Annotated in this window: 11 protein-coding genes; 6 read left to right on the top strand and 5 right to left on the bottom strand. The window is 51.5% G+C overall.

All coding sequences use genetic code 11. The annotated features are described in order from the left end of the window. Positions 1-114: 114 nt before the first annotated feature. Complete coding sequence (locus tag F3I20_RS08825) at positions 115-3,633, bottom strand: glycosyltransferase (RefSeq protein ID WP_150014884.1); 3,519 nt, start codon at positions 3,631-3,633, stop codon at positions 115-117. A gap of 208 nt (positions 3,634-3,841) precedes the next feature. After that, a complete protein-coding gene (locus tag F3I20_RS08820; RefSeq protein ID WP_150014882.1) occupies positions 3,842-5,041 on the bottom strand; it encodes a FliC/FljB family flagellin in 1,200 nt (399 codons plus the stop codon). A 336-nt stretch (positions 5,042-5,377) separates the two neighbouring features. On the opposite strand from F3I20_RS08820, the gene fliD reads away from it, so the two are divergent. The 4 genes from fliD (at position 5,378) to amyA (ending at position 9,160) form a co-directional block, all read left to right on the top strand. Further along, positions 5,378-6,796 carry a flagellar filament capping protein FliD gene (fliD, locus tag F3I20_RS08815; RefSeq protein WP_150014880.1) on the top strand — a complete coding sequence of 473 codons (1,419 nt, stop codon included), beginning with the start codon at positions 5,378-5,380 and terminating at the stop codon, positions 6,794-6,796. Positions 6,797-6,804: 8 nt separating this feature from the next. After that, entirely contained in the window at positions 6,805-7,212 is a 408-nt protein-coding gene (gene fliS / locus F3I20_RS08810; protein ID WP_033733039.1) for a flagellar export chaperone FliS, read from the top strand. Next, positions 7,212-7,577: a flagella biosynthesis regulatory protein FliT gene (fliT, locus tag F3I20_RS08805; protein ID WP_150014878.1), complete on the top strand. Its 366-nt coding sequence runs from the start codon at positions 7,212-7,214 to the stop codon at positions 7,575-7,577. The genes fliS and fliT overlap by 1 nt, the downstream gene beginning before the upstream one ends. A 101-nt stretch (positions 7,578-7,678) precedes the next feature. Beyond that, on the top strand, positions 7,679-9,160 hold the full coding sequence (amyA, locus tag F3I20_RS08800; RefSeq protein ID WP_150014876.1) for an alpha-amylase: 1,482 nt from the start codon (positions 7,679-7,681) through the stop codon (positions 9,158-9,160). Between the two features lie 73 nt (positions 9,161-9,233). Here amyA and yedD read toward each other — a convergent pair whose 3' ends face one another. Next, a complete protein-coding gene (gene yedD, locus F3I20_RS08795; protein WP_150014874.1) occupies positions 9,234-9,707 on the bottom strand; it encodes a lipoprotein YedD in 474 nt (157 codons plus the stop codon). 241 nt (positions 9,708-9,948) lie between these two features. Here yedD and F3I20_RS08790 point away from each other — a divergent pair, with 241 nt between their 5' ends. Beyond that, positions 9,949-10,272, top strand: coding sequence for a DUF6388 family protein (locus F3I20_RS08790; protein WP_008926858.1), 324 nt, complete (start codon positions 9,949-9,951; stop codon positions 10,270-10,272). Between the two features lie 192 nt (positions 10,273-10,464). On the opposite strand, the gene iraP is transcribed toward F3I20_RS08790, so the two are convergent. Then, on the bottom strand, positions 10,465-10,764 hold the full coding sequence (gene iraP, locus F3I20_RS08785) for an anti-adapter protein IraP (RefSeq protein ID WP_013358264.1): 300 nt from the start codon (positions 10,762-10,764) through the stop codon (positions 10,465-10,467). A gap of 175 nt (positions 10,765-10,939) precedes the next feature. Between iraP and F3I20_RS08780 the strand changes: the two genes are divergently transcribed. Beyond that, the gene (locus tag F3I20_RS08780; protein WP_003854508.1) at positions 10,940-11,179 is read left to right on the top strand and encodes a DinI-like family protein; all 240 of its coding nucleotides are present in this window, start codon (positions 10,940-10,942) and stop codon (positions 11,177-11,179) included. A 38-nt stretch (positions 11,180-11,217) separates the two neighbouring features. On the opposite strand, the gene F3I20_RS08775 is transcribed toward F3I20_RS08780, so the two are convergent. Then, entirely contained in the window at positions 11,218-11,484 is a 267-nt protein-coding gene (locus F3I20_RS08775) for a hypothetical protein (protein ID WP_150014872.1), read from the bottom strand. Positions 11,485-11,503: the final 19 nt, after the last annotated feature.

Raw genomic sequence — 11,503 nt, 5'->3', positions numbered from 1 at the left:
CAACTCCGCCCGCCAGGTTGATGAAATCACTTAACCGTTCTGTGCGCTGCGCTGTTTCAGGCCATCTGAAATTTTGATCAGATAGCCTGAAAGGTTAACAGCTGCCGAAAGAAATCAGGGCTGCCAGGCTTTTGCCCACAGGCGCAGGGTCTCACCGGTCAGCATCCAGTTACGTCGAATCTCAGCCTGCAATTCCATCCCCATTTTTGCGCTGGCATCCGGGTCAGCCAGATGCATCCGGATAGCCTCGCGCCAGTCAATGAAACGGTTATTAACACGGGTAACCGGCAGATTATCGTCCCGATAACAGGCAACGTTACTGCAAATAACGGGCACCCCGCAGGCACCGTACTCCAGTAACCTCAGGTTACTTTTACAGGCGTTAAAGATATTGTCTTCAACCGGTGCCAGCGCCAGATCGAGATTGAGCGACGCGAGCGCTGCAGGATAAAGTGTGAGATCAACGCCATTGTGTATTTCATGCACGTAGGGACGGAGTTTATCCGGACACATACCCATAAAGATCCATTCAACGTCTTTCGAAAATTCCCGGACAATGTCGAAAATCATTTCAAGATCGCCCCGATGGCTGACACCGCCGGCCCAGCCCACACGGGGTTTCTTACCCTGCTGACGCAGTGAACGAAGGCTGCCCCAGGCCTCTGAAGGAAGGCGATTTTTCATCACAACGATGTCCGGGTGCATATCACGCATCGCGTCGGCCAGTGGTGCGGTAGAGACCACAAAGCGGTCAAAAAAGCTCAGGCTTTTACGTATTAATTTTGTCGTCTCCTGCTTATAAGCGTGACGGCCATGATGTTTCATGGGCAGATTAATGATGTAATCGTCCAGTTCAAACACCTTAAATACGTTGTGAAGTTTACTGACTCGCTCCATCCAGTTATGAAATGCTGGTGCATACCGGCGCTGGATAATCAGACTATCGGGGCTGAACTGCCCCATTTCACTCAAAGTCAGCAGTGTCATACCGCTTTTCCCCTGAGCAACGCCTTCCGCTATCATCGCCTCAAGCGGTTGAGTGATACGGTAATGTCCGCAACCGTAAATATCGGCATTATGCGCAAGGAAGGTGGGCAGATTTTCTGCTCTGACCGGCAGCCAGTTAACATCGTCATTTCGTAATTCGAAGTGACGACTTCGCATTGAAAGGTTTGGGTTATACGCAGGGTCACTGGCCACAACCGGCATCCATTCAGCATAAATTTTGTCTTCTTCCAGCTGTTTTAATTTACTGGACGCCTGCACGCTTTCATCCGGGAACGGGCTGGTGCGTGCTGCGGGACGATGCAGACGGGCATAAGGTGTCCAGACCGTCAGATAGCCCTGCTCCCGTGCCTTCAGGCACAGATCAACGTCAGCATATAAGCGCTTATCCTGATCAAATCCTCCCAGCTCGTCGAATACCGATTTGCGCATCAGCATCAGATCACCCGAAACGGCACTGTAGTTCTGATCGACATTCATGCGTCCCAGATAGTTGGCGTCTTTGTCGTCATTCCCTCTGAAGACTTCACCCACTGCACCGTTTACCCCCAGGACGTAACCTGCATGCCTGATCTTATTGTCAGATGAGAGATGCTTTCCACCCACAGCAAAGACTTCGGGTCGTAGTCCATGATTCAGGAGATTATCGAGCCATTCACCGTCCGTGACCGCCATTTCACAATGCATGAACAGCAGATAGTCTCCTGTGGCCTGTTCAGCGGCGAGATTAGCCATCGCACTGTGGCTGAATGCGCCGTTAAAGCTTGCCGTTTTTATGCGGACAGGATCAACTTTTGCAATATCTGACAACCATTTATCCCGCTCAGTCGTACCCTGGTTATCAGAGATGATGATCATCTCGTAGTGGTGCCAGGTGGTTTTTTCCAGCACGGTCGTGACGCAACTAATCAGCGAAGCGAGATCCCAGTTAGCCAGAATGATGATTGAGACAACCGGCTTATCGGGATGGTTGTATCGTAAACGGTAATTGAAGAATTTATCTAATGCCGCTCGTCCATCGGGGTAGCCGCGATTATGCAAATGCCGCTCAATGATCGCCACATCTTCAAGGATATCTCTGCTTTTCAGATGACCTGTTAACAACGGCTCAGCGAGGTGACCGATACCCTCAAACCCCTGAGATTCAATCAGCTTAACAATGAGATCAAACTCTGCTGAAGCGGGATAATCGGCATCCAGTCCTTCCGCCGCTAACAGCAGCTCTCGCCGGAATAACCAGTGTTGCGCCATCGTTTTGGGCGAACTGAGCAGTAAGTCAAGATTAAAATCGGGCCTGAAAGCGGCACCAAGTGGTGCATTATCGATATAAAAAAATTCATCCGCATAGAGTGCTAAATAATGGTTTTGAACGAGGAGCATTTTGCTCAATGCGATCATACCGGATGCGTGCAGAATCGTGGTCGCCTCAAGAAACATGACCCAATGGTCTTCACGTTCATGGATGATTTGATTGATGACACTGATTCGGCTCTGCTCTGTTGCGGCATAGCATTCAGCGTCCGTGTCAGGCGTTACGTCGATGGCAACGATAACCGGTTCAAACCGGATGCCCACTGTCGCTGTCTGGCCGATCGATTTTAAAAGTGTATCCAGACCGGTGACGGTCTCTTCTGTAACCGTAATCACGACCAGCACGCTGACGGGATGCGTGTGCGTCGCGGCAAGATCCACCAACATATTATGCTGCAATGGATTCAGGGTGCGTGAAGCTCTCCACGTCGCAAGCGTGTCTAAGGTAAAGTTCTTCTGCTGCTCTTCAGAAAGATTTTTGAGGCCAAACAGATCAGGTCGATCCGTGGAAGCAACGCGCGTGAGATGTGGCTCATGGTCGACATCATTAAACCAGCTTTCGTTACGGATCTTTTCATATAACGCCTCTCGCCCGTCTCTGAAAATATCGTTACTTTCACGCTGATGAGGCTGAAATTCCACATCTGAAGCACGAATGCTACACAACGGCGTAGCAAACCAGAGAAGGTGGCTGTGCCTTAATAAATGGTGAAAAATAACCAGTGCCGGAACCGCCTGCAATGCCGGATCGCCGGAGGTGAGCAGTGAATGATCGATAAGGCTGCTGGTGAGATCTTCGCGGTAAAACAGGGCGGCGGTCATTTCTCCCGGCAGACTGTACGCTTTCAGTGTCTGATTACGCAGCAAATCCTGGCCGTTGATAATGCTGTTTTCACTGTACAAAGCCGATGTTGAGATAAGCTCGGGCAGCACTTCACCCTGTGGACCTACCCGTTCCCGAGGGGAGGCAGCCACACGGCACGCAGGCTGTGCCATCAGGCCTGAGACTAGTGTGGAGACGCAGGCAGGTTTCAGGAGATCGGCATCTGACAGGAATTTAATATATTTTCCGCGCGCTGCGCTGACGGCAGCCTGATAAACCGGTGTCCCATCATCTATTTTTAAATAGCGAAGAAGATGGCCGTATCGGACAAGATAACCCTGTAGCTTCTTATGAATAAAAGGCGCGTCACTGTAATCAGCCACAATGATTTCAGTATGCGGGTAATCCTGGCTGAGCACACTGTCGAGTGCGTTTGTAAACCAGGCTGAAGCGCCTGAGGTAATGATGATGCTGACAAGATCATGTTGATGCATTTTACTCTCTCTCACTGATTCCTCTGAGTCATGACCGACTGAGAGCAGCGCACATTTTGCTTTAGCATAATCTTTGTGCCTGGGTTCAATCGGAGAAGTAAAACAGCAAAGAGGGCCTAATCTGCCAGAACAACAACGCAGGACTATTCTTCAGCCATAAAAAAACCCCGCCGAGGCGGGGTTTTTGCGTGGATTCTGAGGGAATCGATTAGCCCTGCAGCAGAGACAGAACCTGCTGTGGAACCTGGTTAGCTTTCGCCAGCACGGAGTTACCAGCCTGCTGTACGATCTGCGCTTTAGACATGTTTGAAACTTCAGTTGCGTAGTCAGCATCCTGGATACGAGACTGTGCAGCTGACAGGTTGGTCGTGGTGTTGCTCAGGTTAGTCACGGCTGAGTTCAGACGGTTCTGAATCGCACCCAGTGAAGAACGGAACTTATCCACGCTTGCAATCGCTTCATCCAGTTTAGCCAGTGGGCTTGATGATGCGCCAGTGGTCAGGCTTGACAGGCTCATGTTAGAGGTGTCCAGCTTGAACGCTGCGGTGCCTGCAGTCGTTGCAGTATCGGCTGACTGTGGGTCAACTGCGACGAAGAAGGACTGAGACGCGCCGCTGGCGATATCAAAGCCATTTGCTTTCAGGTTGTTGGTTTCAGCAGCGCTTGCTGATGCAACAGTGACTTTAGCAAACATTTTGCCGTTGTCATCTTTGTACACAGTACCGGTGTCAACAGTCACACCTGAAGTTGCCACACCCAGACGGGTAGACAGGGCATCAGCAGTTGATTCAGCAACAGTTGCGCCAGTTACGTTGGTAGTAGAACCGTAAGCAGCTTTAAATTCTGTTGCGCCAGCTGCAGTTGGGGTACCCGCAGGACCGTTCACGTTGAAGCTATCCAGACCCAGGGTCTTGGAGTCGATTTTTTTCAGGTCGATAGTGATGGTTTCGCCATCGTTAGCGCCAACCTGGATGTTCATTTTGCCGTCTTTAGCCAGCACGTTCACGCCGTTGAACTGAGTCTGACCCGATACGCGGTCAATCTCGTCCAGACGTGATTTGATTTCGTCCTGGATTGAAGATTTGTCAGAATCTGAGTTAGTACCGCTTGAAGCCTGTACAGTCAGCTCACGGATACGCTGTAAGTTGTTGTTGATTTCTGACAGCGCGCCTTCAGTAGTCTGCGCAGCAGAGATACCGTCGTTAGCGTTACGAGCAGCCTGAGTCAGGCCCTTGATGTTAGAGGTGAAACGGTTGGCAATCGCCTGACCAGCAGCGTCATCTTTCGCGCTGTTGATACGTAAACCAGAAGACAGACGCTCCATTGAAGTAGACAGAGCTGACTGGTTCTTGTTGATGTTGTTCTGAGTGATCAGCGAGAGGCTGTTGGTATTAATGACTTGGGCCATGATAAATTTTCCTGTTAATCAAGTCTTTCGGTTAAGGTGTGGGCTTCAACCCGCCGGCTTCAGCGCCGTCAAAGTTGTTATCGTCTGCCGTTTAACAACCTTTAGAATTTTTTTAGTACCAGGCGAATTTTTCTGCTTCAGCCTGTCACGTTTTAAGTTATCGCCACCCTGCCGAACTTCTTTAGACCTGATTCATTAATTTTCTAGTCACTGAATTACCCTTCTCTATAGGGCTTATTTACCTCATTACCCTAAGGCAAATAACGTTAAACTTTCCTTATTCAAGGCCGATAACCCAGGTATCAATTTCCCTGTCGACCTTATAAAGGAATTAACATGGCTAGTATAAGTAACCTGGGTGTAGGTTCCGGCCTGCCCCTCAGTACCATGCTTGACAGTCTGACCACCGCTGAAAAAGCTGCACTCACACCGATTTCAAAACAACAGTCAGCTTATACGGCCAAGCTCAGTGCCTATGCCACCCTGAAAAGTTCACTGACGACGTTTCAGACCGCCAACACCAAGCTGAACAGTGCCGACCTGTTCACCGCCACCACCGCGACCAGTAGCTCTTCGGCGTTCAGTGCCACTACTTCGGGCAGCAGCACCGTCGCCGGTAAATATGCGATTAACGTCACGCAGCTGGCACAGGCGCAGGTTCTGACCTCAGCAGTGCAGAGCAGTAGCACTACCGCACTGGGTGACAGTTCAGTGGCCAGCCGTAGCATCGCGATTACCTTAAAAGATGGTACCAGCAAAAGCGTGACGCTCTCGGCCGATCAGACCTCGCTGACCGGTATGCGTGACGCTATTAATGGCGCGAATGCGGGTATCACCGCCAGTATCATTAAGGTGTCAGACGGCAGTTTCCGTCTTTCCATGAGCGCCAATAAAACCGGCAGTGACAATGCGGTGGCAACGATTGCCGTTACCGGCGACGACACGCTGCAGGGAATCGTAGGCTTTGACGCATCCGCCAGCAGCAATGTAATGACCCAGAGCGTCGCGGCGCAGAATGCCAAACTTACTGTGAACAACGTTGCGATTGAGAACAGCAGCAACCAGATTAGTGATGCACTGGAAGGGATAACCTTAAATCTGACCGCGCAGACGGTTGGTGATCAAACTCTGACGATCACCAAAGATACGTCGAAAGCCTCCAGTGCTATCAGCGCCTGGGTGGATGCCTACAATACGTTGCTGGATCAGTTCAATACGCTGACCAAATATACCAAAGTCGACACTAACAGTGACGAACAGGACTCCAGTAATGGTGCCCTGCTGGGTGACAGCACGTTACGCACCATTGAGACTCAGCTGAAAAGCATGCTCACCAACGCGCAAAGCTCATCTTCTTATAAATCACTGGGTCAGATTGGTGTGACCACCGATCCTACTACCGGTTCATTAAAACTGGATTCGACCAAGCTGAGCGCCGCCCTGGATAAAGATGCTGCGGGCGTGAAAGAGATGATCGTGGGTGACGGTAAAACAGGCATTACCGCGAAAATCGACAGCAAACTGACTGACTGGCTTGCAACTAAAGGGATTGTTCAGGCGGCTACTGATGGTGTCAGCAAAACGCTGAATAACTTAACCACCCTCTACAACACCACCAGCGATCGCATTGATGCGGATATCGCACGCTACAAAACACAGTTTACCCAGCTGGATCTGGCCATCAGTAAACTTAACTCAACCAGTACATATCTGACGCAGCAGTTTGATACGTCAAGTTCTTCTGACAAATCATAGGAGTGACCATGTACACCGCTACAGGCACCAAAGCCTATGCAAAAATTGGCGTAGAAAGCGCCGTGATGAGCGCCAGCCAGCAACAGCTGGTCGTGATGCTGTTCGACGGCGCACTAAGCGCGTTAATCCGCGCCCGTCTGTTTATGCAGGATGGCAATATTGAAGGCAAAGGCAGTTCCATTTCCAAAGCCATCAATATTATCGAAGCGGGCCTGAAAGAGGGTCTGGCTGAAAACCGGGGTGATGAGCTGGCAGACAATCTGCTGGATCTTTACAACTATATGACGCGTCGCCTGTTGCAGGCCAACCTGCACAATGATGTTGCAGCGGTTGAAGAGGTCGAAGGCCTGCTGCGCAACATCGCGGACGCGTGGAAAGAAGTGGTTCAACCTAACCTGATTCAGGACGCCGTTTAATGACTACTGCACCGCATCTGATTACCGTTTACCAACAGTTACTCGATCTCAGCCAGGGAATGCTGCGTCATGCCGCACAGGGCGAATGGGATGAATTGATCAGCCGGGAGATGGAGTATGTCAATGCGGTGCAGAACTTAGCCCAGTCGACAGAGGCGGTATCGCCTTCATCCCAGACGCAGGAGCAGTTACGTCCGGTGCTGCGCCGTATCCTCGATAACGAAAGCGAAGTGAAACGCCTGCTGCAGGCGCGGATGGATGAGCTGGCCTCGCTGGTCGGTCAGAACAGCCGTCAGAAATCGGTGATGTCCGCCTATGCCAGCCAGGGCGGCATTGTGATGGTGCCGCGCGAAACCCTCTCCTGACCCCCTGCTCTGCTACGCCGCCAGATTTATTTTTCTGCGCGGCGTCTCTTTTCTGCCGCTTACTCCATACTTGATTTTCATCATCCCCTGGAGTGTGGTATATGCAAAACCCAACGTTATTACAGTTTTTCCATTGGTATTACCCGGATGGCAGCAGACTGTGGCCCGAAGTCGCCGATCGCGCGGCCTGGCTCAGCGAAGTTGGTATCACTATGGCATGGCTGCCACCCTGCTACAAAGGGGGTTCGGGCGGCTATTCAGTGGGTTACGACAGCTACGATCTGTTCGACCTGGGGGAATTTGATCAGAAAGGGGGCGTTGCCACCAAATATGGCGACAAAACGCAGTTACTGGCTGCCATGGAAGCCCTGCGCAGCCACAACGTTGGGGTGCTGCTGGATGTGGTGCTGAACCACAAAATGGGCGCGGACGAGAAAGAGGCGATCAGCGTCAATCGCGTCAATCCGGACAACCGCGATGAAATTTATGACGAGGTCGTCGAATGTGAAGCCTGGACGAAATTCACCTTTCCGGCACGCGCCGGTGAGTATTCGAAATTTGTCTGGGACCACAAATGCTTTAGCGGCGTAGACCACATCGAAAACCCGGACGAAAACGGCGTATTCAAAATCATCAACGACTACACCGCCGAAGGCTGGAACGATCAGGTTGATAACGAGCTGGGCAACTTCGACTATCTGATGGGTGCCAACATCGATTTTCGCAACAATGCGGTCAGGGAAGAGCTGAAATACTGGGCGCGCTGGGTGATGGAACAGGTGCCCTGCACCGGCTTCCGTCTGGATGCGGTAAAACATATCCCGGCCTGGTTCTATAAAGAGTGGATCGATCATATTCAGGAAGTCGCTGAAGAGCCGATGTTTATCGTCGCGGAATACTGGTCGTTTGAAACCGAGAAACTGCAGGAGTATGTGCATCAGGTGGAAGGCAAAACCATGCTGTTTGATGCGCCACTGCATATGAACTTCCATCAAGCCTCAACCGCAGGCAGCGCCTACGACATGAGCCAGATTTTCGCTAACTCGCTGGTGGTGGCGGATCCGTGGCATGCCGTAACGATCGTGGCTAACCATGACACCCAGCCGCTGCAGTCGCTGGAAGCGCCGGTTGAAGCCTGGTTCAAACCGCTGGCCTATGCGCTGATCCTGCTGCGTGAGCAGGGCGTACCGACCATTTTCTATCCTGACCTGTTCGGGGCGACGTATGAAGATGAGGGCGGCGACGGCGAGGCGCACAAAATCGAGATGCCGGTCATTCCTGAACTCGAAGGATTAATCCGGGCGCGTCAGCAGTATGGCTGGGGCGTGCAGACCGACTATTTTGATCATCCCAACTGCGTGGCGTTCAGCCGAAGCGGCACCGAAACGCAACCTGGCTGTGTGGTGATCATGTCGAACGGCGATGCGGGCGAGAAAAGTGTGCCGATGGGCGAAGGCTTTGCCGGTAAGGTCTGGCGCGATCATCTGGGCAACCGTGAAGAGACCATTACCGCCGACGAGCACGGCACAGCCGTCTTTGTCTGTAACGGTGGCAGCGTCAGCGTCTGGGTTGTAGCAGAATAAGTGACTGAGTAAACGTAAAACCGCCCCGGCAGACGCGTGCGTGCGCTACCGGGGCGTTTTTTATGGGCTGCGGTTACGACTGCGCGTTATGGTCAGTAATAGGCGTGCGCAATAGCTGCGGTTCAATGTTCTGAATGACAGCAGCTTTCGGCTGTTTTGCCACTTCTTCCAGTGCCTGCTGACACTCTGTTGTCGGCCGCGCCACCTTGCGCAGAGTCAGCCCGTCATAGTTAAGTTCGCTGTTATCAACGACCAGCGGCATCACCCGAATCTTGCGCGTGACGTTGACATAGTCACCGTTCAGACGGGTGAGTTTGCCCGGCTTCGCAATCACACGCATCCACTGACGGCAATCCAGCGTGCTGCCATCCGCATTGATAATCAGACTGGCTATTGCCTGTCCGCTGATCAGACTGCTCTGTGGTCCAACGGTTTGCCAGTTCCCCTGCAGATCAGCGGGTGCCGGCGTCTGTACCGCATTTTCATAATCGTTGATTTGCGCACAGCCACTCAGTGCCAGCGCGGCAATCAGCATCCACTTTTTCATGTTTAATCCCTAAGATCGCGTCAATGGCGGCTACGTTATAATTTTTCTACCGCGTAGCGCAAGGTATCTGGCTGTTCAGACACCCGCGAGCGACTGTTTACAGCAGAATTTACCCTTGAGCCAGGAGACCGGTCAGCTTTTTGATCGGCAACTGGCAGTCTGAATGGGCTCTGGCACGCCTGACAAGCGGAAGACAACCCGATACACTGACGCGCTGCATCAGCCTTTCAGGAATATAAATATGAAAACGCCAGAAGCCTATTATGCTCAGGCACGTGAAATGTTTTTTACCGCGCATCCCGACTTTCAGTCTGCACTGGATGAGTTAACGGAGAGCGATGCTCGTGCCGCTAATCTGTCACTGCGACAGCTGCGTGAATGGCACGCCGAACGCATCTATGCAGCCTTTTTACGGCAGAAGAATCTGGATGGGATGATTTTTTCTATTCAGCTCGCTGAGCCGGATAAAGCGGTAGCGGCTGAGGCTATCGAGACCTATCTCAAATCTCATGCTGAGTCTCTGGGGATGAGCTGGGAAGAGTTTTGCATCAAAAACGAGCTGTAATGTTCAATCCACTGAAGAGGTATAAGTTACACCTCTCAGCCTGTCGTGCAGCATCGGATAAAGCAGTAAAGCAAAAACGCGAGACCTTCGCGTCATGCCGCAGGTCATGATTGCCCTTGTGGGCAAAGCAACTGCACTGCCTCCGGAGAGATTGCCGGGCTTCCCTCTCTGGAGGCATATTGATAAATGGCCCTACTCCCGCTCTTCCGTGGCTTTGCCTTTCACTTCTACATAGCTTGCAACCGCCAGCAGACGATTGATGTGTGTCAGGAGCAGATCAACATCCGACTGCAGAAACTCAGTCGACGATTGCGAAGCGGTAATGATGGCATCCTGCACCGTTTCTGTAATAGTCAGCGAGTTGTCCTGTTTCGCCTGCACCAGCAGCGCTGCAACCAGCAGGGATTGCGCTTCAAGCTGCGCCGTCAGCTCTTTTGCGTCGACGTCCATCTTTGCCAGCTTCAGCAGAATATCAATTACCAGTTGTCGCATCGCGGACCTCCTGAAAAGTAAGCCGACATTATGTCGTGATGCGTGCGCATTTTGCTAGCCGAAGATTGAGGTCTGGGCGAGATAAAAATTTACGCGAAATCAGGCGTACTGCCTTGCTACTGTTTTTATTTACAGTATTATATATCAGCGATTTTGCCCTGAATGGATTGCCATCATGTTTGTTGAGTTGATTTATGACAAGCGCAACGTTGCCGGTTTACCGGGTGCTCGCGAGATGATTCGTGAGGAGCTGGAAAAGCGGGTGCATCGGGTGTTTCCTGACATCGAAGTTAAGGTTAAGCCGATGGAACGTAACGCGATTGATACTGATTTGAGTAAGAACGATAAGGCGACAGTTGCGCGTATTGTTGAAGAGATGTTCGACGAAGCGGAAATGTGGCTGGTAGCCGACTAATCCATTAGCGGCCACCGTATCAGTCAGCGGGAGATGAATCAGCTCTCCTGCTCACTGTGATTAATTTCAATCTCGATGTCCTGAATAGCGGCATCCAGATCTTCCAGCAGTTTACCCTGCTTATTCAGCAACCCATCGATACGATCGGCGTTTGTCTTATCTTTATATTCACCGGCATCAAACGCTAACCAATGGCTGGAAAGGGTTTCGGTGTTGGTCTGCGCGTAGTGGCGCATCTCCTTCAGCTGCGAAGTCACATCGCGCAGATAGTCGTTTTTGGTTTTGGTTTCTGTTGAATCGCTCATGCTAAATTTCCTTCTGGTC

It is taken from the genome of Candidatus Pantoea gossypiicola (assembly GCF_008632075.1).
Classification (GTDB): domain Bacteria; phylum Pseudomonadota; class Gammaproteobacteria; order Enterobacterales; family Enterobacteriaceae; genus Pantoea; species Pantoea gossypiicola.
This window is presented reverse-complemented; position numbering and strand designations above follow the sequence as displayed.